General features: G+C 66.8%; 13 protein-coding genes, 1 tRNA gene and 1 pseudogene. 6 read left to right on the forward strand and 9 right to left on the reverse strand.

Translation table 11 applies throughout. The annotated features are described in order from the left end of the window. Positions 1 to 134 precede the first annotated feature (134 nt). Positions 135 to 3,734 (reverse strand): annotated as a pseudogene (gene putA / locus FK527_RS09955) (bifunctional proline dehydrogenase/L-glutamate gamma-semialdehyde dehydrogenase PutA); the annotation flags it as partial. Positions 3,735 to 3,971: 237 nt separating this feature from the next. Between putA and ylqF the strand changes: the two are divergent. After that, positions 3,972 to 4,901 carry a ribosome biogenesis GTPase YlqF gene (gene ylqF / locus FK527_RS09960; protein WP_144732978.1) on the forward strand — a complete coding sequence of 310 codons (930 nt, stop codon included), beginning with the start codon at positions 3,972 to 3,974 and terminating at the stop codon, positions 4,899 to 4,901. A 28-nt stretch (positions 4,902 to 4,929) separates the two neighbouring features. Here ylqF and FK527_RS09965 read toward each other — a convergent pair whose 3' ends face one another. Together FK527_RS09965 and FK527_RS09970 are read right to left on the reverse strand one after the other, a co-directional pair. Continuing rightward, complete coding sequence (locus FK527_RS09965; RefSeq protein WP_144732981.1) at positions 4,930 to 6,528, reverse strand: AMP-binding protein; 1,599 nt, start codon at positions 6,526 to 6,528, stop codon at positions 4,930 to 4,932. Positions 6,529 to 6,571: 43 nt separating this feature from the next. Beyond that, on the reverse strand, positions 6,572 to 8,176 hold the full coding sequence (locus FK527_RS09970; protein WP_144732984.1) for an AMP-binding protein: 1,605 nt from the start codon (positions 8,174 to 8,176) through the stop codon (positions 6,572 to 6,574). Between the two features lie 203 nt (positions 8,177 to 8,379). Here FK527_RS09970 and FK527_RS09975 point away from each other — a divergent pair. Then, positions 8,380 to 8,456 (forward strand) — tRNA-Arg (locus FK527_RS09975). A gap of 70 nt (positions 8,457 to 8,526) precedes the next feature. Then, positions 8,527 to 9,966 (forward strand): phenylacetate--CoA ligase family protein, encoded by a 1,440-nt coding sequence (locus FK527_RS09980; protein WP_144732987.1) that lies wholly within the window; start codon positions 8,527 to 8,529, stop codon positions 9,964 to 9,966. On the opposite strand, the gene FK527_RS09985 is transcribed toward FK527_RS09980, so the two are convergent. The 4 genes from FK527_RS09985 to moaA form a co-directional block, all read right to left on the reverse strand. After that, positions 9,963 to 10,871, reverse strand: a complete 909-nt coding sequence (locus FK527_RS09985; RefSeq protein WP_144732989.1) for a diguanylate cyclase — start codon at positions 10,869 to 10,871, stop codon at positions 9,963 to 9,965. The genes FK527_RS09980 and FK527_RS09985 overlap by 4 nt on opposite strands. Positions 10,872 to 10,898: 27 nt before the next feature. After that, on the reverse strand, positions 10,899 to 11,216 hold the full coding sequence (locus tag FK527_RS09990; RefSeq protein ID WP_144732992.1) for a thioredoxin family protein: 318 nt from the start codon (positions 11,214 to 11,216) through the stop codon (positions 10,899 to 10,901). A 164-nt stretch (positions 11,217 to 11,380) separates the two neighbouring features. Next, entirely contained in the window at positions 11,381 to 12,049 is a 669-nt protein-coding gene (gene mobA, locus FK527_RS09995; protein WP_144732995.1) for a molybdenum cofactor guanylyltransferase MobA, read from the reverse strand. Positions 12,050 to 12,111: 62 nt separating this feature from the next. Then, positions 12,112 to 13,248, reverse strand: coding sequence for a GTP 3',8-cyclase MoaA (gene moaA, locus FK527_RS10000; protein ID WP_144732997.1), 1,137 nt, complete (start codon positions 13,246 to 13,248; stop codon positions 12,112 to 12,114). Positions 13,249 to 13,392: 144 nt separating this feature from the next. Between moaA and FK527_RS10005 the strand changes: the two genes are divergently transcribed. The 3 genes from FK527_RS10005 to FK527_RS10015 all read left to right on the forward strand — a co-directional run bounded on the left by FK527_RS10005 (position 13,393) and on the right by FK527_RS10015 (position 16,793). Next, the gene (locus FK527_RS10005; RefSeq protein ID WP_144733000.1) at positions 13,393 to 14,616 is read left to right on the forward strand and encodes an MFS transporter; all 1,224 of its coding nucleotides are present in this window, start codon (positions 13,393 to 13,395) and stop codon (positions 14,614 to 14,616) included. A 39-nt stretch (positions 14,617 to 14,655) separates the two neighbouring features. Next, positions 14,656 to 15,705 carry a DMT family transporter gene (locus FK527_RS10010; RefSeq protein ID WP_144733003.1) on the forward strand — a complete coding sequence of 350 codons (1,050 nt, stop codon included), beginning with the start codon at positions 14,656 to 14,658 and terminating at the stop codon, positions 15,703 to 15,705. 110 nt (positions 15,706 to 15,815) lie between these two features. Further along, entirely contained in the window at positions 15,816 to 16,793 is a 978-nt protein-coding gene (locus FK527_RS10015) for a cation diffusion facilitator family transporter (RefSeq protein ID WP_144733006.1), read from the forward strand. Between the two features lie 8 nt (positions 16,794 to 16,801). Here the strand turns inward: FK527_RS10015 and FK527_RS10020 are convergent, their stop codons facing one another. Both FK527_RS10020 and ppx read right to left on the reverse strand, forming a co-directional pair. Further along, positions 16,802 to 19,450 (reverse strand): cation-translocating P-type ATPase, encoded by a 2,649-nt coding sequence (locus FK527_RS10020; protein WP_144733009.1) that lies wholly within the window; start codon positions 19,448 to 19,450, stop codon positions 16,802 to 16,804. A gap of 23 nt (positions 19,451 to 19,473) precedes the next feature. Next, positions 19,474 to 20,958 (reverse strand): exopolyphosphatase, encoded by a 1,485-nt coding sequence (ppx, locus tag FK527_RS10025; RefSeq protein ID WP_144733012.1) that lies wholly within the window; start codon positions 20,956 to 20,958, stop codon positions 19,474 to 19,476. Positions 20,959 to 21,109 lie beyond the last annotated feature (151 nt).

Genomic DNA, 21,109 nt, shown 5'->3' on the forward strand with positions numbered 1-21,109 from the left:
TGCCCACAGCCCTCCACGATGGTGAGAAAAATCTCCAATACACTGCCGACGTCTACAACGATTCGACTCGTTGCGCCTCGCTGCTTTTTGCGGGGGCTTCAGGCTCATACCTGATTTGGAAAAGACTATGCCTGTCAATCCTCCAGCATCATCAGGCTCGCGTTGCCGCCCACCGCGGCGGTGTTGACGCTGATGCTGCGCTCGCGCACCAGCCGCTCGGGGCGGTAGGGCGGGGTGAGCAGCGGCACGATGGCGCCGGGGCGTGCGGCGAGCCGCTCGCGCCACGCCATGCCGAGCGCGGCCTCGCCCTCGAAGAGCAGCAGGTCTATGGGTTCGACGAGCAGGTCTTCGCGCAGGCGGCAGCACGCCTGCAGCGCTGCGGGCAGGGTGCGCCAGAGCCTTTCTGTCTGCGCCTCGGCCGGCCAGACGAGCGGCGCGCCGTTTGCGACGGCGGCTATGAACTGCGCGGCGTAGCCCGCGGGCGTCGCTGCGATACCGCCGAGCAAACGGCGCGGCAGGAAGCGCAGCCGGTTGTCTTCGCCCGTGGGACCGGGCAGCGTGAGCTCCTTGCCGGCGAGCGAGCGCTCGCGCCAGGCATCGAGCGCGGCAAGCAGCCGCTGCTTCGCCTCGGTGCCGAAAAGTGCCTCGCCCTGAGCTTCGAGCCAGTCGCGCAGCGGCGCCGCATCTATCGGCTCCCCCACGAGACGGGCCTGGGCAAAACGCGGCTCAGGGGCGCATGCGAGCAGCCGCAGCAGGTGCAGCGGCCCGCCCGCCTTGGGGCCGGTGCCCGAGAGCCCCTCGCCGCCGAAAGGCTGCACGCCCACCACTGCGCCGATGATGTTGCGGTTGACGTAAAGGTTGCCGACCTGGGCGTGCTGCGTGACGTATTCCACGGTGGCGGCTATGCGGCTGTGCACGCCCAGGGTGAGGCCAAAGCCGGTGGCGTTGATCTCTTCAATCAGCGCCGCTAGGGCCTCGGTGCGAAAGCGCTTTACGTGCAGGATGGGGCCGAAGTGCTCTCCGCCTATGGACTCGATGCTATTAATTTCGATAACTGTGGGGGCGACGAAGGTGCCGGCGGCGCAGGCGGGCGGCGGCACCAGCCTGTGCACGCGGGAGCCGGCGCGGGCCATGCGTGCGACGTGCGCTTCGAGCGCAGCTTTGGCCTCGGCATCGATCACCGGGCCGACGTCGGTGCGCAGTTCGCGCGGGTCGCCCAGGCATAGCTCGCGCAGCGCCCCGAGCAACATGCCCAGGGTTTTGTCGGCGATTTCTTCCTGCAGGCACAGCACGCGCAGCGCCGAGCAGCGCTGTCCGGCCGAGTTGAAGGCCGCGGTGAGCGCATCGGCCACCACCTGCTCGGTGAGCGCGCTCGAATCGACGATCATGGCGTTGAGCCCGCCGGTCTCGGCGATCAGCGGCACTTTTTCCTCGCGTGCGGCGAGCGTGCGCTGGATGGCACGCGCCACGGCGGTGGAACCGGTGAGCATCACGCCGCGGATGCGCGCGTCGGCCACGAGGCGCGCGCCCACCGTCTCGCCGCCTCCCGGCAGTAGTTGCAGCGCTTCACTCGGGATACCCGATGCGTGCAGCAGGCGCACGGCCTCGAAGGCAGTGAGTGGGGTCTGTTCGGCCGGTTTGGCGAGCACGGCGTTGCCCGCCGCGAGCGCCGCCGCGATCTGGCCGACGAAAATCGACAAGGGGAAGTTCCACGGGCTGATGCACACCACCGGCCCCAGCGGCCGTAGGTTCGGGTCTTCGGCGGCGAGGCGGCGCATCTCGGCGGCGTAATAGCGGCAGAAATCGACCGCCTCGCGGATCTCGCCCACCGCGTCGGCCCACGTCTTGCCGGCCTCGCGCACGATGAGTGCCAACAGGGTGTCAGTGTGGGCTTCGAGCGTATCGGCCGCCGCTTCGAGCCGTTGCGCACGCTCTGGCAGCGGGGTTTCGCCCCAGCGCGCACGGGCGGCGATCTCCAGCGCTTGCGCGATCGCCGGTTCGTCGGCTTCGATCGCCTCGCCGAGCAGGTCGGACCTGTCGGCCGGGTTGCGGCAGGGCAGCTCGAGGGTTCCTTCTCGCGCCGTTCCCCCCACGAGCGGGGCGGCCGTGCGCTGGATCGTGTCCTCGGCGGCGATGCGGGCCGCGAGCCGGCGCTGGGTGGGACGATCGGCGAGGTCCAGCCCCAGCGCATTGCGCCGCTGCGGCGCAAAGAGCTCGGGCGGCACGAGGATGTTGGGGTGCGGCGCGCCACCGAGCGTCCGGGCGCGTGCCACCGGGTCGGCAAGCAGCGCTTCGAGTGGCATGTCGGCGGCGATGCGGTTCACGAAACTGGTGTTGGCGCCGTTTTCCAGCAGGCGCCGCACGAGGTAGGGTAGCAGCGCCTCGTGGCTGCCCACCGGGGCGTAGATGCGCACCTGGCGGTGGCGTTCGGGGTGTCCGACGAGCGATGCGTAGAGCGGCTCGCCCATGCCGTGCAGGCATTGGAATTCGTAATCGCCGGGCTGCCAGCGCTCGCCAGCCAGATGAAAGATCGCCGCGAGCGTGTGCGCGTTGTGCGTGGCGAATTGGGGGTAGACCACGTCGCGCGCGGCCAGCAGCCTTCTCGCGCAGGCGAGGTAGGAGACGTCGGTATAGACCTTGCGCGTATAGACGGGGTAGCCGGGGAGCCCGTCGATTTGGGCGCGCTTGATCTCGCTGTCCCAGTAGGCGCCCTTGACGAGGCGCACCATCAGGCGCCGCCCCCGGGCCCGCGCCTGCGCCACGAGCCAGTCGATCACGAAGGGGGCGCGCTTTTGGTAAGCCTGCACGACGAAGCCGAGCCCGTCCCATCCGGCGAGTTCAGGGTCGGCGAGCGCCGCGTCGAGCAGGTCGAGCGAGAGCTCGAGCCGGTCGGCTTCCTCGGCGTCGATGTTGAGGCCGATGTCGTAGCGCTTGGCGAGCCGGCACAGTCGCAGCAGGCGCGGCAGCAGCTCGGCGCGCACGCGCTCTGGCTGAGACCAGTGGTAGCGCGGATGCAGGGCGCTCAGTTTCACCGAGATGCCGTTGCCGCCCACCACGCCACGCCCGGCGTCGCGCCGGCCGATGGCGTGGATGGCGTGCTCGTAATCGGCCAGGTAACGCGCCGCGTCTTCGGCCGTCATCGCCGCTTCGCCCAGCATGTCGAAGGAGTAGCGAAAGCCTTGCTTTTCGAGCGGCTGCACGCGCGCGAGTGCTTCTTCGATCGTGCGGCCGGTGACGAAGGTCTCGCCCAGCAGGCGCATGGCCAGGTCCAGCCCCTTGCGCACCAGCGGCTCGCCGCCGTGCGCGAGCATGCGCGTGAGGGCGGAGGACAGCGTCCTTTCCTCGACGAGCGCGGCGAGCTTGCCGGTGACGAGCAGGCCCCAGGCGGCGGCATTGACGAAGAGCGAACGGCTGTGGCCCAGGTGCTCGCGCCACTGGCCATGCGCGAGCTTGTCGCGGATGAGGGCGTCGCGCGTGGCGACGTCGGGGATGCGCAGCAGTGCCTCGGCCAGGCACATGAGCGCCACGCCTTCGCGGCTCGAAAGGCTGAATTCGGCCATCAGCGCGGCCACGCCACCCTCCTTGCGCTGCTTGTCGCGCAGCGCCTGCGCGAGTTCGGCGGCGAAATGCTCGATGTGCGGCAAAAGACCGGGCGGCCAGGCGCTTTCTGCGATGCGCGCCGGCACGCAGTCGGGCTCTGGCGTGCGTGTGGCTGCGGCGATCGCGTCGCGCAAGCGATCGGCAGCGGAGGTGGGCAGGAATGCGGGGGGCATGATGGCCTCGTCGTCTAAATCCTGGTTGTGCGGGCGCAATGCAATGCTGGGCGAAAATCGCCTGCGCGCCACCGCGCAAAGACATGCAAAATTCGTGCAAGCCACACGAGCGCGTAGCTGGCTCACGACCGCGGCTCGCATGCCTCGAGCATGGCAGCTTCTCAACCTCCAGGTTTTTACACGAAAGACTCTTTTTGCATGGCGATCCAATGGTTCCCCGGCCACATGCGCAGCACGCAAAAGGCGATCGCTGCGCGCATTGCGGACATCGACGTGGTGATCGAGCTGCTCGACGCGCGCCTGCCGGGTTCGAGCGCGAACCCTTTGCTCGCCGAGCTCACGGGCCACAGGCCGACGCTCAAGGTGCTCAACAAGCAGGACCTCGCCGACCCTGAACGCACGCAGCAGTGGCTCGGGTGGTACGGTGCCCAACCCGGCACACGCGCGCTCGCGCTTGACGCCTCGGACGCGGCGCCGGCAAGGCGCCTGATCGAAGGCTGCCGCGCGCTTGCGCCGCAGCGCGGCGGCTTGGCCAAGCCCCTGCGCGTGCTGGTATGCGGTGTGCCCAACGTGGGTAAGTCCACCCTGATCAATACCTTGAAAGCCAAACGCCAGGCAAAGACGGGCGACGAGGCCGGCATCACGAAGCAGGAGCAGCGCATCACGCTGGCCGACGACTTTTATCTGTGGGACACCCCGGGAATGCTCTGGCCGCGCATCGCCGTGCCGCAAAGTGGCTTTCATCTGGCCGCAAGCGGCGCCGTGGGCCGCAACGCCTACGACGAGGAACTGGTGGCGCTGGAGCTGCTGCGCCGTCTGCAGCAGCACTACGCCCCACTGCTCGAAGCGCGCTACCGGCTCGGGCTCACGCCGGCGGCGCTCGCGGTGCTGCCCGACGAAGAACTGCTCGAAGCCATAGGCCGCAAGCGCGGCGCCGTGATGGCGGGCGGGCGCGTGAGTCGGCAAAAGGCCGCCGAGATCGTGCTCAACGACTTTCGCAGCGGCGTGCTGGGCCGCATCACGCTCGAGACGCCCGAAGAATTTACCGCCTGGCAGGCCGCTGCCGTGCTCGAAGATGCGCAGCGCGCGGCGCGCAAGGCGGCGCAAAAACGCCGGCCCCGCCCATGACAGCGAGACCGGCGCAGGCCAATTCAACTTATGCTAAAGCCTTTGCGTACTCAGCCTTGAGCTCGCGCTTGAGCAGCTTGTTCGCTGCGCTGATGGGCATGGAGGTACGGAAGAAGATGCGCTTGGGCGTCTTGAAGCCGGCCAGGCGTTCGCGGCAATATTCGATCAGCTCGGCTTCGGTGGCAGTGCTGCCCGCGCGCGCAATCACGGCCGCAGCAACGGCCTCGCCCCAGCGCTCGTCGGGCAGGCCGAACACGGCGCACTGCATGACGGCGGGGTGCGTGCCGAGCACGCTTTCGACCTCCTGGCAATAGACGTTCTCGCCGCCGCTCTTGATCATGTCCTTCTTGCGGTCGGCAAAGAAGTAATTGCCCTCGGCGTCGCGGAACATGACATCGCCGGTGTGGAACCAGCCGCCGCGGAACACGCGCTGGTTGGTCTCCTCGTTTTTGTAATAGCCTTTCATGACCACGGGGCCGCGGATGATTTGCTCGCCGGCCATCCCGACGGGAACATCCTTGTCCTCGTCATCGACCAGGCGCACGTCGGCACCGTAGGCGATGGCGGTGCCGACCCAGCGGCCGTCCCCGTTGGGCATTTCGGCCCAGCTCGAGACGAAGCCGCCGGTCAGCACGGCGGCGGTGGTTTCGCTCATGCCCTGGCCCGAGTAGAAGCGTGCGTTCGGTGCCACTTCTTTCCAGCCGTCGACCATGGCGCGCGGGATAGTGGAGGCCCAGGTCATCAGCTTGGTGGCACTGCTGAGGTCGCAGGTCTTGAAGTTGGGGCAGGCGACCATGGCCACGTAGAGCGTGGGCGGCAGTGCAATGGCCGTGGCACGGTGGCGCGCCATCAGCTCGATCATCTGCACGGGCTGGGGCGACTGCGTCATCACGATGGTGGCGTGGTTCGTCAGGCACAGCGTGGACAGCAGGTAGCCCGCCATGTGGATCAGCGGGATGCTCAGCACGAAGACGTCGTCCTGCGCAACACCCATATTCAGCGACCAGCTCAGCTGCGCCGCACAGTAATTGGCATGCGTGGAGAGCACGCCCTTGGGCGCGGATTCGGTACCGCTCGTGAAGAGCAGCGTGGCCACGTCGTCGCTTTCGATGAGCACTTCCGGCTCGTGCGTGGGGCCGGGCAGCAATTCTTCGAAGGCCATCCAGCCCGCAGGGCGGTTTGCGCCGGAGCCCAATTGAACGAACTGCCGCACGCCTCGCAGTTCACCCATGACGGGCGTCACATTGCCCAGCAAGGCATTTTCGACGAAGAACCACTTGGCCTCAGAAAAGTCGATCAAGTGTTGCACGTCTGGCGGCTGCAGCATGAAGTTGATCGGCACCAGCCAGGCGCCGATCTTGTGCAGCGCGTAGCCAAGCACGAGGAATTCGATGCAGTTGCGCGAAAGTGCGGCCACCTTGTCGCCCTTGGCGATGCCGCGCTGCGTGAGGTTGTGCGCTACGGCGTTGGCCATGCGGTTGAGCTCGGCGTAGGTGACCGTGCGGCTCGCGCCGTCGACGGCGTAGTAGATGATCGCGGGCTTGTCCGGCGTTGCGAGGGCCGCACGGCGCAGGCCATCGCCGAGGTTCTGGCGGCGCAGCAGGTTCATTTCGAGGGCGTTTGCCATGGTTTGTCCCCTTTATTCGTGGTGGTTCATGGTGATTGCCAGGTCAGGCTTTCAGCTCACGTGCGTATTCGGCCTTGAGTTCGCGCTTGAGCAGCTTGTTCGCGGCGCTGATGGGCATGGAGGTGCGGAAGAAGATGCGCTTGGGCGTCTTGAAGCCGGCCAGGCGTTCGCGGCAATATTCGATCAGCTCGGCTTCGGTGGCGGTGCTGCCGGCGCGCGCAATCACGGCTGCGGCGACGGCCTCGCCCCAGCGCTCGTCGGGCAGGCCGAACACGGCGCACTGCATGACGGCGGGGTGCGTGCCGAGCACGCTTTCGACCTCCTGGCAATAGACGTTTTCGCCGCCGCTCTTGATCATGTCCTTCTTGCGGTCGGCAAAGAAATAATTGCCCTCGGCATCGCGGAACATGACGTCGCCGGTGTGGAACCAGCCGCCGCGGAACACGCGCTGGTTGGTTTCTTCATTTTTGTAGTAGCCCTTCATCACGGCCGGGCCGCGCACGATCTGCTCGCCTGCTGTGCCTATGGGCACATCCTTGTCCTCGTCATCGACCAGGCGCAGCTCCACGCAATAGGCTGCGGGCCAGCCGACCCAGCGGCCGTCGCCGTTGGGCATTTCGTCCCAGCTGGCGATGCTGCCGACCGTCTGTGGTGCTGCGGTGGTTTCGCTCATGCCCTGGCCAGAGTAAAAACGCAGATTCGGCGCCACCTGCTTCCAGCCATCGATCATGGCTTTGGGGATGGTCGAAGCCCAGCTCACAAACTTGCTGGCGCTGCTGAGGTCGCAGGTCTTGAAGTTGGGGCAGGCGATCAGCGCCACATACAGCGTGGGAGGCAGCGCGGTGGCTGTAATGCGGTGGCGCTCGATCAGCTCGATCATCTGCACGGGCTGGGGCGACTGCGTCATCACGATGGTGATTTGGTGGGTCAGGCACAGCGTGCAAAAAAGGTACGCAGCCATGTGGATCAAGGGAATGCTGACCAGAAAGCGATCGTCCTTGGAGTAGCCAATGTTCATCGACCAGCCCATATGCGCGGCATAGTAGTTGGCATGGCTGGAGAGCACGCCCTTGGGCGCGGATTCGGTGCCGCTCGTGAACAGCAGCGTGGCCACGTCGTCGCTTTCGATGAGCACCTCGGGTTCGTGCGTGGGGCCTGGCAGCAATTCGTCGAAGGCCATCCAGCCCGCCGGGCGGCTTGGGCTCGGGCCGAATTGCACGAACTGCTGCACGCCGCTGAGCTTGTCGAGCACGGGGGACACATTGCCCAGCAAGGCATCTTCGACGAAGAACCACTTGGCCTCAGAAAAGTCGATCAGGTGCTGCACGTCGGGCGGCTGCAACATGAAATTGATCGGTACCAGCCAGGCACCGATCTTGTGCAGCGCATAGCCGAGCACGAGGAATTCGATGCAGTTGCGCGAAAGCGCGGCCACTTTGTCGCCCTTGGCGACGCCGCGCTGTGTGAGATTGTGCGCCACGGCGTTGGCCATGCTGTTGAGCTCGGCGTAGGTGACGCTGCGGCTTGCACCATCGGTGGTGTAGTAGATGATGGCGGGTTTGTTCGGCGCCGCGAGGGCCGAGCGGCGCAGGCCATCGCCGAGGTTCTGGCGGCGCAGCAGGTTCATTTCGAGCGCGGTGATGCTCATGGGGTTTGTCTCCTTGAAACGGTGGATCGAGGGTCCGTCTGCAGCGATGGTTTTGCGGTGTTGTGTGCAGACGAGATCATTCTATAGACCGGGAAAAATTTCATCCAAGGCCACGGCGTATCGATGGAGCATGGCGAGCGCAGCCACGGGTATGATCGCTGCATACCGCTTGGCGCACGGCCTGCGCGCCCGATGCGGTCCATCTGCCCGTAGCTCAACCGGATAGAGCAATAGCCTTCTAAGCTATAGGTCGGGGGTTCGAGTCCCTCCGGGCAGGCCAGACGGATTTACCGTCATGTTTTCGTCGCACCTTTGTCTTTTCCTTCAAAGGGGTGCGCAGGGGTGCCGCAATGCCCACTCTCTTTGATCCGCTGAGCCTGTCGGCGGTGGCGCTTGATGTGCTGGCCGCTCAGCGCGGCTCGGCGCAGGGCATAGAGGAGCGCCGGCGTCTGCGGCTCGCGCGTGTGCTCGATGCCGCGTTGCATGGTTCGCGCCTTTACCGTGCGCACTGGCCTCAGGGTGCAACGGCCGCTACGTCCTTGTCTGCGCTGCCCATGGTTTCGCGCGGGCAGTTGATGGGGAGCTTTTCCGACTGGGTGACCGATCCGCAACTGGAGCTTGCGGCACTGCGCGCGTTCACGGCGGACCCGCAACGCATTGCCGAGCCTTGGCTCGGGCGCTACCTGGTGTGGGAGAGTTCAGGCACCAGCGGCGAGCCCGGTATTTTCGTGCAGGACGCGCAGGCGATGGCGGTGTACGACGCGCTCGAAGCCCTGCGCCGCGCCCCCCCGCAGGCGCTGCGGCGCTGGTTCGACCCCTGGTACTTGAGCGAGCGCAGCGCCTTCATCGGCGCGACGAGCGGGCATTTCGCGAGCTATGTGTCGTTTCGGCGCCTGTGCGCGCTCAACCCCTGGCTCGCGGCCACCATGCGCAGCTTTCCGATCCAGCAGCCCTTGGCTGAGCTGGTGCGCGCGCTCAATGATTTCGCGCCCACGGTGCTCGCCACCTACCCTACGGTGGCGAGCGTGCTGGCCGACGAGGCCGAGCAGGGTCGCTTGCGCATTGCGCCGCGGGAAATATGGCTCGGCGGTGAAACCCTGGGCGCAGCGGCGCGCGCGCACATTGCCCAAGCCTTGGGCGGCGCGGTGCGCTGCAGCTATGGCGCTTCGGAATTTCTCTCCATGGCCTGGGAATGCGCGCACGGGCAACTGCATCTGAATGCCGACTGGGTGATCCTGGAGCCGGTGGACGAGCATTTCCGTCCCGTGCCTGCGGGTCAGCCCTCATGCAGCGTGCTGTTGACCAACCTTGCGAACCACGTGCAACCGCTGGTTCGCTGCGACCTCGGTGACCAGGTCATGCTGCATGCTGGGCCCTGCGCCTGCGGCTCGCCGCTGCCCGCGCTCACGGTGCAGGGGCGCCAGGACGATCCGCTGGTCATGGCGGGGCGCGACGGCCAACCCGTGACTTTGCTGCCGATGGCGGTTTCCACCGTGCTCGAAGAAGAGGCCGGCGTGTTCGACTTTCACTTGCGCCAGCAGGACGCGCACACGCTGGTGCTGCGCCTGGGGCTGCAGGGTGCGGACGGGCAGGCAGCACTGGCGCGCTGCCGCGCCGCGCTCGAGGCCTTTGCAAAGATGCAAGGGGTGGAGCGGCTGCGCGTGCGTGGTGAACTGGGCCAGGCCATGCCACGCGGGCGCAGTGGCAAGGCCTGCCGCATCGTGGGGTGTGCCGCACCGCAAAATCTGTCGGGTGCGGCCACCATGCCCGGCGCCAGCGAGGGCAATTAGCCGGCTCGTTCAGCCAGAGGGGGCTGCGCTGGAGCATTCCGCAGCACGAAGCGGTTGCGTCCTGCCTGCTTGCCTGCGTACATGGCCTGGTCGGCGCGCTGCAGCGCGGAACTCAGGTCGTCCTCGTCCTGCACCTGGGTCAGACCGATTGTGACGCTCAGACCCAGGGGCTCTTTCTGTTCCAGTGGTAGCAGCGCAGCACGCACCGCATCGACCAGCCGTTGCGCAGCCCGGCGCGCATCTTCGGTGCTGTGCGTCTGCAGCAGGACGACGAACTCCTCGCCGCCAAAGCGGTAGATCGGCTCATTCCCCCGCATGTTTTTCCGTAGCGTACGCGCCAAATGACGCAGCGCCTGATCGCCCACCTGGTGCCCGAGGCGGTCGTTGACCTCCTTGAAATGGTCGGCGTCCACCATCGCCAGGTAGAAAAATGTCTGGTTACGCCGGCAGGCTTTCTGAAAGTCGGAAAAATCGTGTTCCAGGCCATAGCGCAGCGGCAGCCCGGTGAGCGGATCGTGCCGGATCGCATCGGTGATGAGCCGCGCCTTGAGTGCGGTCAGCAGGTGCATCAACTCGTCTTGCGCCTGCTCGAACGCATCCATCTGCGCGGCAGGCACGGTTTGCCCTGCCTGCGCCTGCTCCATGACGGCACGGATCGCATCGTGCATGCGGTGGTGCGCGGCCTCCAGTGCTTTCGCCTTGTGTGCGTTGATGCCCTGAAGCATTCCTGAGTGGGAGCGCAGCCATAGTCCGAGTTGGCAAATTTCGTGCGCTGCCGGATCCAGCACGTCCGCCGCGGGTGCGGTGTGCATCAGGGCGGTGCGGAAAACCTTTCGTCCCCAGGCGAGGTGTGCATTGAGCGCCTCGTCGAGCGCGCGGATCAGGGGTTCGTATTCGAGGTGCATAGACACGATGCAGAGGGTCGTTTTCGTTCAGCCTTGCAAAGCGGTGCGCAGGGCCTGGGCATCGTGTGGGCGAACGACGCGTGCCAGTTCAGCCCCCGCACGCAGATAAATCAGTGTGGGCCAGAGCTTGACGCCGAAGCTGCGCCCCAGCGGCTGGCCGCGTCCGTCCTCGATTTTCAGGTGCTCGACTTCGGGGTGTTCCTGTAACACTTCTTCGATCAGGGGCTGGGCCGCCTGGCAGTGGCCGCACCAGGGGGCGCCGAATTCGAGCAGCACGGAGCCGGGCAACGCATCGACCTCTGCGCGCGTCGGGGGATGGGTCAAATGGCGGGCGCTGTAAGGCATTTCATTTCCTCCTCTTTTTTGCATCGTGAACTGTTGGCAAATGTTTGTCTTGATTCAGGTCATATCCATGGGGTCTGCACACCTTGGCCCTCTTGCTGGAAACGATGGGGGGCGGTTGATTCATGCGGCAGAGAATTTTCCTCCGAGGGTCAGCATGGACGGGGTCATGGTGCGTGCTCGAGCGCGTGCAGCTCGGCCAAGGTGTTGGCATTGGCAAATGCGCGCGGGTCGTCGCCGGGCTGGTCGAAGGGCACGAGGATGCAGTGCTGGCGCTCGGCCCAGGCCGCGATCTTGCGGCCGCCGCGGCGCACGTAGTCTTCCAGGCTGGCGTGCACGCGCGTGGGCAGCATGCAGAACACGGGCTGGGCGCGCAATCGGGGCGCGACGCGGCTGTCGCTCGGCGGAAATTCGGGCGCAGCGGCCATGGCAACGTCGGCGCCCGAACATTCGATTGCCGCGGCCAGGCGTGCCGCGAGGTCGATGGGAAACAGTGGCGTGTCGCAGGGCACGGTGAGCAGCCAGGGCGTGCGGCAATGCGCAAGCCCGCTCAGGAATCCCGCAAGGGGGCCGGCATGATCGGGCTGGCCTGTTTGGCCTATCTGACCATTGGGCTGGGCATCAGGCCAGACTGGCACGCCGAACGCGGCGTAGGCCGCGAGGTTGCGGTTGGCGCTGAGCATGCACGTGCCTACCTGCGGCTGCAGGCGCCGCAGCGCATGCCGCGCCAGCGGCGTGCCGCGAAATGGCTGTAAGCCTTTGTCCAGACCGCCCATGCGTGCCCCCTGGCCGCCCGCGAGCACCAGGCCGGTGATATCCGGGGTTCGAATTTTCATGGCGTGCGCTTTTATCGACTCCGTGGGCGATGGGGACACCGTTCAAAGCGCACTATCCTGGCTCAGCCGCCGATATAGCTCATCTCGACGCGCCGTGCGCCCTGGGCTGGCGCAGCTGGCAAGGTGCTGCGCAGTTCGGAGTAACGTTCGGTGCGGCCTTGCCAGATGGTAGCGATGGCCGCAGCGAGGGCGGCGTCGTCGGCGCCCGAGCGCAGCAGGCTGCGCAAGTCCCAACCTTCGTGGGCAAAGAGGCACAGAAAGAGCTGGCCTTCCGTCGAAAGGCGCGCGCGGTTGCAGTCGCGGCAGAAAGCGCGCGTGACGCTGCTGATGAGGCCGATCTCGCCCAGCGCCGGGTCGTGGCGGCCTTGCGCATCGGCGTAGCCCCAGCGTTCGGCGGTTTCGCCGGGGGTGCTGGGCGGCAGCGCTACCAGCGGCAGCTCGGCGCGCAGGCGCGTGAGCACTTCGTCGGATGGCAGAACCTCGTCCATGCGCCAGCCGTTGCTGTTGCCCACGTCCATGTATTCAATGAAGCGCAGCGTCACGCCGCTGCCGCGAAAGTGGCGCGCCATGGGCAGGATTTGCGCGTCATTGGTGCCGCGTTTGACCACCATGTTCACCTTGATGCGCGTAAAACCCGCTTGCTGTGCAGCCGCAATCCCCGCAAGCACTTCGGCTACGGGAAAGTCCACATCGTTCATGCGCCGGAATATGGCGTCGTCGAGCGCGTCCAGACTCACGGTGAGGCGGTCGAGCCCCGCGTCCTTCAGCGCCTGAGCCTTGCGCGCGAGCAGCGCGCCGTTCGTGGTCAGGGTGACTTCGGGCGTGCGGCCATCGACGGTGCGCAGCGCGGCGAGCTGGGCGATGAGCGCTTCGATGTCCTTGCGCAGCAGCGGCTCGCCGCCCGTGAGGCGGATCTTGCGCACGCCGTGCGCAAGGAACAGGCGCGCCAGCCGCGTGATCTCCTCGAAGCGCAGCAGTGCGCTGTGTGGCAGGTAAGGGTAGTCCTTGCCGAACACCTCCTTGGGCATGCAGTAGCTGCAGCGGAAGTTGCAGCGATCGGTGACGCTGATGCGCAGGTCGCGCAGTGGGCGGCCCAGGGCGTCGTGCAACACGCCCGTCGGTGCTGCGGGGACGGGTGGAATGGTGGCAGGCCGTGCTCTGCGGCGCCAATCGAGCACGGGAATGGTGCGTTCTGGCATGACAGGGATTATCGTGACCGCGGGCGCGCCGGCCCCCATGCTATATTCTGCCGGTAGGGTTATGCCTACGCGGTCTTTTGCTATCGGTACGTTGCTGCCGGTGCGTGACTGCGGCGCTTTTTCAATTTCCCTTGAGGGCATTCGATGTCCGCTCCTCCTTCGCCCCAGCCCCCTTCTGAGCCGACTGCGCTGCGTGCGCGGCTGCACCCCGATGTGCTCAAGCTCGGCTTCGTGAGCTTTCTCACCGACGTGAGCTCGGAGATGATTTTTTCGGTGTTTGCGGTGTTTTTTACCACCGTGGCCGGGGCCTCGAGCGCGCTGCTCGGGCTGATCGAGGGGCTCGCGGATTTTTCGGCCTCATCGCTCAACTACCTCTCGGGCTGGCTGTCGGACCGCAGCGGGCAGCGCAAGTGGTTTGCGACGGCGGGCTACGCCTTTTCCACGCTCGCGAAGATGATTTTGCTCGTGACTTCGTCCGTCACGGGGCTGGCGGTGTTTCGCGTCATCGAACGTCTGGGCAAAGGCTTTCGCGGGCCACCGCGCGATGCCTGGCTGTCCTCGATCGCCGCGGCGGACAAGCGCGGCTACGCTTTTGGCGTGCACAAGGCGCTCGACAAGGCTGGTGCCGTGCTAGGGCCGCTGCTGGCCTACGCGCTGCTGAGCTGGCTCGGCGAATCGGCCGACACCTATCGCATTTTGTTCTGGGTGGCTTTCGTTCCTGCGGTGCTCAGCGTGCTGGTGCTCATGCGCGTACCCGACCAGCGCGGCGTGCCGCATGCGCGCGAGGGTTTGCGCCAGAACTGGCGCGAGCTGAGCCCCGGCTTCAAGCGCTTTCTGGTGCCGGCGGGAGTGTTTGCGCTCGCGTATTTCAGCCTGGGCTTCTTTTTGCTCAAGGCCCACGCACTGGGTTTTGGCATGCGCGACGTGGTGCTGCTTTACGCACTGTTCAACGTCACCTGCGTGCTGGCCGCACCGTTCATGGGCCGGCTCGGTGACCTGGTGGGACGCAGCCGGGTGGTGCTGCTGGGCTATGCGCTGTATGCCCTCGTGAACCTGTGGATGATCGTGGTGGCCAGCCGCTGGGAGATGGCTGCAGCGATGGCCGTGTACGGTTTGTTTTACGCCGTGGAAGAGTCGCAGAGCAAGGCCTTCATCGCCGACCTCGAGCCCGAGCGCCGCGCTACGGCAATGGGCATCTACAACTCGGTCACGGGTGTGCTGTACCTGCCGGCCTCGCTTGTGGCCGGGGCGCTCTGGGCAGTTGCGCCGGGCTGGGCGTTTGGCGTCGCGGCGCTGCTGTCGCTGGCGGCCATGGGGGTTTTTGTGCGCATGCGCCCGGCGGCGACGGCGGCAGACGGGCGTGGGTAAAAGCTTGTGCAAGACCATGGGGAGCAGGGCGGAGCCGGTATGAAAAACGAAGGTCTATGGCAGGGCGCGCTGCTGGCCTTGCTCGCGGCGGTATTGTTTGGGGCGAGCACGCCGCTGGTGCAGCGCCTGGGGCAGGATCTGGGCGCTTTTGGCACGGCGGCCTGTCTGTATGCCGGTGCGGCCCTGTTGGGCCTGGCGTTACGCCAGCCCGTGGAAAAAGAGGCGCGCTTGCGCCGTGCGGACCTGCCCCGTCTGCTGGCCATGGCCGGTTTCGGGGCGGTGCTGGGGCCGGTGGCGCTTGCCTGGGGCTTGCAGCGCACCAGCGGCACCAGCGCCTCCTTGATGCTCACGCTCGAGGCCTTGTTCACCGCGCTGCTGGCCTGGGTGTTGTACCGCGAGAGCTTGGGCCACCGCGCCGGCGTCGCCATGGTCATGCTGCTGGCCGGGGGTGCGCTGCTGGTGCTCGACCAGGGACTGCAGGGACACACGCAGGTGGCGGGCTTGCTTGCCGTGCTGTTGGCGACCGTGGCCTGGGGGGTGGACAACAGCTTGTCGCGTGCGCTGGCGCAGCGCGACCCTGCACAAGTGGTGTGGTGCAAGGCCGCCCTGGGGGCCACGGCTTCGTTCGCGCTGGCCTGGGCCTGGCATGAACCCTGGCCCGCGCCAGGCGTGGCCTTGGGGCTGCTGGTTGTGGGGGCGTCGGGCTACGGGCTGAGTCTGCGCTTTTACCTGCTGGCGCAGCGTGCTTTCGGTGCGGCGCGCACCGCTTCGGTGTTTGCCTTTGCGCCCTTTATTGGCGCGCTGTGGGCCTGGGCCTGGGGGGAGCGCGCTGTGGGTGCGCTGGCCGTGCCGGGTGGTCTGCTGATGGGCTTGGGTGTGGTGCTGCACCTGACCGAGCGCCATGTGCATTGGCATGTGCATGAAGTGCTGGAGCACGAGCACGCGCACCGGCACGACGACGGCCACCACGCGCACACACACGAATCCATGCCGCAGGACAGTCACAGCCACTGGCACCGGCATGCGTCCATGGCGCACCGCCATGCGCATGCGCCGGACCTGCACCACACGCACCGGCACGATGGGTAGTGCTGGTTTATTTATGTTATGAAGTGCTTGGTCTATGGACATGCCGTGGGCACCATCGCAGCGCGTGCGCCATGCACAATCGGGGTTCAGCCATCCACCTCCTGCTTCTCATGTTGATCACCCCCGAAGACGATTCCGAAGACACGCTGCACACGCCTGAGGAGCGCGCGGCGGCGGCGGCGCGCAGCACCTGGGTCAGCGTGGCGGTCAATCTGGTGCTCACGGCGGTGCAGATCGTCGTGGGCATCTTGTCGAAGTCGCAGGGTTTGGTGGCGGATGGCATTCATTCGCTGTCCGACCTCGTGGCCGACTTCGTGGTGCTGCTGGCGAACCACCACGCCCAAAAAGATGCCGATGCCGACCACCCCTACGGTCACCAGCGTTTCGAGACGGCGGCCTCGCTGGCACTGGGGCTGCTGCTGCTGGGCGTGGGTTTAGGGATGCTGTGGGCGGCACTGACCAAGCTCGAAAATCCGCATGAGTTGCCGCAGGTGCATGTGGCGGCGCTGTGGGTCGCGGGCGCTGCCTTGCTCGGCAAGGAGCTGTTGTTCCGCTACATGCTTGCCGTGGCCAAACGTGTGAAGTCGAGCATGCTGGTGGCCAATGCCTGGCATGCGCGCTCGGATGCGGCTTCTTCGCTGGTGGTGGGTATAGGCATTGCGGGCAATCTGGCAGGCTATCCGCTGCTCGATCCGATCGCGGCGCTGATCGTGGGCCTGATGGTGGCGCGCATGGGCTGGAATTTTGCCTGGGATGCGCTGCACGACCTGATGGATCGCGCCGCCGACGAACAGGAGGTGCAGGCGATCCGCCAGACCTTGCTCGAGACGCCTGGCGTGCGCGGCGTACACGACGTGCGCACGCGCAAGATGGGCGACATGATGCTGGTCGATGCGCATCTGGAAGTCGGCGCCAGTCTGAGCGTAGAGGCAGGGCACGACATCGCCGTAGAGGCCCGGCGCCGTGTGCTGCAGCGCCATCGCGTGCTCAACCTCATGACCCACATCGACCCCTGGAGCCGTCCGGACCTGGACCATGCGCCGCTGCCCCGCATTGCCGAGGGCGGACGTGACCAGCTGCCTGGCTGAGACTGCCGTCAGCGGCTGCCGCGGCGGCCCTGCCAGCGCCGGCTGGCCCAGCGCAACAGCTCCAGCCAGGCCAGGCAGAGCGCCAGCAGGGCGGCGCCGGCCAGCCATCCTTGCGTGCCCGGCAGGGTCAGCCCCATGAGTTCGCGCAGCCACGGGATGCCCAGCACTGCGAGCAGCAACAGCGCCATCACGCCGGCCATGCGCCGCAGCCAGGGGTTGGGGTCGGTAATGCCATGCCAGGGTGGATGCGCGAGGTCGCGGTTTGCCAGAATCAATAGCATCACGCCCAGCACCAGCGTGCAGAACACCACGGCGCGGCCTTGTGCGGCGCTCCAGCCCGCAGCCACCAGCCAGGCTTGCCCTGCCAGCAGTGCGGCGCCCATGCCCAGCCCTTGCGCGGCGCCGAGCAACAGCGGCGCGGCGGCAAAGGGCGAATCCGTCACGGGCCGCGGAGGGCGCTGCATCAGGTCGTCGTCTTCGGGTTCGGCCTCGAAGACGATGGAGCAGATCGGGTCTATCAGCAGTTCCAGCAGCACGATGTGCACGGGCAGCAGCAGCACCGGCCAGTGCAGCAGCGTGGGTACGAGCGCCAGCGCAATGATGGGTACATGCACGGCAAAGACGAAGCGCGTGGCCTTGCGGATGTTGTCGTCTATGCGCCGCCCCTGGCGAATCGCCGCGACGATGCGGGCAAAGCTGTCGTCGAGCAGCACCAGCGCGGCGGCCTCGCGCGCCACGTCGGTGCCACGCTCGCCCATCGCGATGCCCACGTCCGCCGCCTTGAGTGCCGGTGCATCGTTGACGCCATCGCCGGTCATGGCCACGACCTCGCCGTCCGCGCGCAGCGCTTGCACCAGGCGCAGCTTGTGCTGTGGCTTGAGGCGCGCGCACAAGTCCACGTGCTGCAGGCGCGCGCGCAGTGCCGCGTCGTCGAGTACCTCGATCTCGGCGCCGGTGATGACGTCGGGGCGCTCCGACAGACCCACCTGCTGCGCAATGGCGCGCGCCGTCGCCGGGTGGTCGCCCGTCATCATGATCACGCGCACGCCGGCGGCACGGCATTCGGCCAGCGCGGCAGGGACGTCGGCGCGCGGCGGGTCGGCCAGCGCCACCAAGCCCAGGAATTCGAACTCGAAGTCGTGCTGGCTGGCCGGCCAGGGCGGCGCGCCGTCTGTCGCAGGCGCGGTATCCGTCCAGCGCCCACGCGCCACGCCCAGCACGCGCAGCCCGCGCTCGGCCATGGCTTGCGTCTGGCGCTGGATGGCTTCGCGCTGCGCAGGAGCCAGGTGGCACAGATCGGCAACGGCTTCGGGTGCGCCCTTGGTGGCGAGTAGGTGCTGCGTCGGGTCGCTGCTCGCATAGACGCGCGTCATGGCCAGGATTTCGCCCGAGAGCGCGTATTCGAACTCGGGCTCGCGCCCATCGTGCACATGCTCGGTGCCCGCGAGCCAGTGGTGGCCGAAAGCCTGGATGGCTTTTTCCATGGGGTCGAACGGATCGCCCGGCGTGGCCAGCATGGCGAATTCGGTCAGCGGGTGAAATGGCTCGGGCAGGCTTTGCGCATTTTCGGGGCGGAAATGCGCCTCGGGGATAGCGAGCTCGGCCACGGCCATGCGGTTGACGGTGAGCGTGCCGGTCTTGTCCACCGCGAGCACGGTGATCGCACCCAGCGCCTCGACCGCGGCGACGCGCCGCGTCAGCACCTTCTGCTGTGCGATGCGCCAGGCGCCGAGCGCAAGGAACACGGTGAGGATCACGGGGATTTCTTCCGGCAGGATGGCCATGGCGAGCGCGATGCCGGACAGCAGGCTTTCGAGCAGGGGCCTGCCATCCCACCACCAGCCCAGCAGCACCTGGGCCATGGCCAGCAGGCTGGCCAGCAGGCCGATGCGACGCACCAGGGTGCGCGAATCCTGTTGCAGCGCCGAAGGGGGTTCGATGGTCGCGGCCAGGTCGGCGCCTATGCGCCCCACGGCTGTCTTGGCCGCCGTGGCGCAGACCTGAGCGATGCCTACACCGCGCGTCACCACGGTGCTGGCGTACAACTGGTGCGCTTCCTCGTCCTGCGCGCCTGCGTTGGCGTGTGCGGAGCCGGGCGCGGACGGGCGCGGCAGCTTGGCCACGGGGACGGATTCGCCCGTGAGCAGCGATTCATCGACCTCGAGCTGGCCGTCCAGCAGCACGGCATCGGCGGCAACGCGGTCGCCCTCGTGCAACACCAGCAGGTCGCCGCACACCACGTCACGGCCGGGGATGCGCTGCTCCTGCCCGTCGCGCAGCACCAGCGCACGCGGAGCCGACAGGTCGCGCAGCGATTCCAGCGCGCGCTGCGTGCGGCGCTCCTGCACCAGCGTGATGCCGATGACCACAAACACGAAGCCCAGCAGGAACATGGCCTCGCCCCGGTCGCCCAGCGCCAGATAGATGCCGCCCGCAGCCAGCAGCATCAGGAACATCGGCTCGGTAAGCACCTCGCGCACGATCGCCCAGGTGGACTTGGGTGCGCTGCCAGGCAACAGGTTGGGGCCGTCGGCGGCGAGGCGCCGCGCTGCTTCGGCGCTGCTCAGGCCGCGCGGGAGGGACGGTGCAGCAGGGGTAGCGCTGGCGGCGTCAGCAGAGGCAGGAACGGGTGATGCGGGGCTCTGAGAGGAAGGCATGGCAGCTCCTGCACGTTGGGTGCTCAACTCAACTCTAGCAGCAGCTCCCACGGAGTTTTTTGCCAGGCCAGGGCTTCTTCCCGCAGCAAATAGGCCGATTGTGGGTAGGCTGCAGCCCAGCCCGGACGGGTGCTGAGGTGGTGGCTGGAGCTGTGCGCTTGCAGGGTCAAGCCGAGCATGTCTGGCTCCCGGCGCGCGTGGCACAGCGCCACGGCCAGCCGCAAGCACAACAGCTGGCGGGCGAGATGGGGGTCATTGTGCAGCTCGGCCTCGATTTTGCGGACCTTGCCGCGCTGCCCCAGCACCAATAGGCCCAGCCGGTGCAACTCTGGCACGGTGAAACCAGGCACGTCGGTGTTGTCCAGGATGTAGGCGCCATGCCGGTGCGCTTCGCTGTGTGAGATCAGGCTGCCGATTTCATGCAGGCGTGCTGCCCATTCGAGCTCGCGTGCCGCGCTGGCTTGGCCCTCGGGTATCGCCTGGAGGAATAGCGCCTGGGCCGTGCGTGCCACGCGCTCGGCCTGGGCGGCATCCACGGCGAAGCGCTGCATCAGCCCCCGCACCGTAGTGGCGCGCAGATCGGTGTCTGGTTGTTCGCGGTCGAGCAGGTCATACAGCGCCCCTTGGCGCAGCGCGCCTTGGGCTACCTGTATTTGCTCGATCTGCAGCAGTTCAAAAATGGCCCTGAGCACGCTGAGGCCACCGCCAATCACCGCCCGGCGGTCGTCCTTGAGCCCTTCGAGGCGCACTCGTTCGGCGCTCTGTGCGCGCAACAGGCGCTCGTGCAGCCAGTGCAGCCCCTCGAGGGTCACGACGTCGGAGGGGCAGACCTGGGCCTGCGCCAGGATGTCGCCAATGGCGCCCACCGTTCCCGAGGAACCGTAGGCAATGCTCCAGGCGCCCGGGTGGAAGGTGTCCAGCGCTTCATCGAGCACTGCCTTGGCGGCAATCTCTGCAGCGCGAAAGGCCTCAGGTGTGAAGGCGCCGTCAGCAAAGTAACGCATGGACCACGCGACGCTGCCCACGCGAAACGATGCCATGGCGTGGGGGGTGAATTGCTGGCCAATGATGAACTCGGTGGAGCGCCCGCCGATGTCCACCACGAGCCGGCGCTCATCGGACTGCGGCAGCAGACGCGAGACGCCTTGGTAGATCAACCGGGCCTCTTCGGGGCCGGAAATGACCTCTATGGGGTAGCCGAGGGCTTCGCTGGCGCGCGCCAGGAACTCCTGCCGGTTGCGCGCTTCACGCAGCGTCTGCGTGGCGACGGCACGTACCTGCGAGGGCGCAAAATCTGCCAGACGCTCCCCGAAACGCGCCAGGCAATCCCAGCCGCGCTGCATGGCCTCGGGCGTGAGATTGCGGTTTTCGTCGAGACCGCTGCCCAGGCGGACGGTTTCTTTGCGGTATTCGGTGCGCTGGATGTGACCGTAGGCGAAGCGGCCGATTTCGAGACGAAAGCTGTTGGATCCTAGATCCACGGCGGCAAGCAGGGTTCCGTTGTGCATTTTCTTGCGCAGGTCGCGCCAATTCCAGCCGGGCAGCATAACAGACAGGGAAAGCCTGCAGACCCTTGGCCTGGGCTGCGCGAGCGCAATCTATGCTAGGTTACGTGTATGACAAAAAGGTGACGTAGGAAGCGGGCTGCGTGCGATGTAA

Origin of the sequence: Extensimonas perlucida (genome assembly GCF_007655255.1) — a bacterium.
GTDB classification, from domain to species: domain Bacteria; phylum Pseudomonadota; class Gammaproteobacteria; order Burkholderiales; family Burkholderiaceae_C; genus Extensimonas; species Extensimonas perlucida.

Bases quoted from the DNA above. Each gene is read 5' to 3' on its own strand.
- ylqF (WP_144732978.1), top strand. From the start codon at position 3,972: ATGGCGATCCAATGGTTCCCCGGCCACATGCGCAGCACGCAAAAGGCG.
- FK527_RS09965 (WP_144732981.1), bottom strand. From the start codon at position 6,528: ATGGCAAACGCCCTCGAAATGAACCTGCTGCGCCGCCAGAACCTCGGC.
- FK527_RS09970 (WP_144732984.1), bottom strand. From the start codon at position 8,176: ATGAGCATCACCGCGCTCGAAATGAACCTGCTGCGCCGCCAGAACCTC.
- FK527_RS09980 (WP_144732987.1), top strand. From the start codon at position 8,527: ATGCCCACTCTCTTTGATCCGCTGAGCCTGTCGGCGGTGGCGCTTGAT.
- FK527_RS09985 (WP_144732989.1), bottom strand. From the start codon at position 10,871: ATGCACCTCGAATACGAACCCCTGATCCGCGCGCTCGACGAGGCGCTC.
- FK527_RS09990 (WP_144732992.1), bottom strand. From the start codon at position 11,216: ATGCCTTACAGCGCCCGCCATTTGACCCATCCCCCGACGCGCGCAGAG.
- mobA (WP_144732995.1), bottom strand. From the start codon at position 12,049: ATGAAAATTCGAACCCCGGATATCACCGGCCTGGTGCTCGCGGGCGGC.
- moaA (WP_144732997.1), bottom strand. From the start codon at position 13,248: ATGCCAGAACGCACCATTCCCGTGCTCGATTGGCGCCGCAGAGCACGG.
- FK527_RS10005 (WP_144733000.1), top strand. From the start codon at position 13,393: ATGTCCGCTCCTCCTTCGCCCCAGCCCCCTTCTGAGCCGACTGCGCTG.
- FK527_RS10010 (WP_144733003.1), top strand. From the start codon at position 14,656: ATGAAAAACGAAGGTCTATGGCAGGGCGCGCTGCTGGCCTTGCTCGCG.
- FK527_RS10015 (WP_144733006.1), top strand. From the start codon at position 15,816: ATGTTGATCACCCCCGAAGACGATTCCGAAGACACGCTGCACACGCCT.
- FK527_RS10020 (WP_144733009.1), bottom strand. From the start codon at position 19,450: ATGCCTTCCTCTCAGAGCCCCGCATCACCCGTTCCTGCCTCTGCTGAC.
- ppx (WP_144733012.1), bottom strand. From the start codon at position 20,958: ATGCACAACGGAACCCTGCTTGCCGCCGTGGATCTAGGATCCAACAGC.